Genomic DNA, 319 nt, shown 5'->3' with positions numbered 1-319 from the left:
GTATCTGCCGCCGCTGCGCGAATTGCTCGGTACCGAGCCGCTCAACGGTTTCGAACTGCTGGTTGTCGGTGCCCTGTCGACCCTGGGCTATGCCGCGGTGCGGCTGGATCGAATCGTGCATCCGAGCCGCGCGGTTGAGGCCCCCACAGTTCCCTCGACGCCGCAAGTTACTACTGACTGAACAGGTTCGGTCCCCTTGATGTGCCTCGAGCTGAGAAGTCGACCGGAATCGGCTTCTTGCTGAGCAGGACTCCCAGACGCTAGGGAACAAGGACTGCGGCGCCGTCGAACCGGCCGTAGGCAAGGTCGGAGAGTGCTC

Annotated in this window: 1 protein-coding gene; it reads left to right on the top strand. The window is 63.3% G+C overall.

Annotated elements, in window-relative coordinates:
* Positions 1 to 181: hypothetical protein (locus GV790_RS29520; RefSeq protein ID WP_163818092.1), on the top strand; the 181-nt coding region annotated here is incomplete at its 5' end.
* Positions 182 to 319: the final 138 nt, after the last annotated feature.

It is taken from the genome of Nocardia cyriacigeorgica, from assembly GCF_010858045.1.
Classification (GTDB): domain Bacteria; phylum Actinomycetota; class Actinomycetes; order Mycobacteriales; family Mycobacteriaceae; genus Nocardia; species Nocardia cyriacigeorgica_E.
Note: the sequence above shows the minus strand (reverse complement) of the source record. Positions and strands in the feature narration are given on the sequence as shown.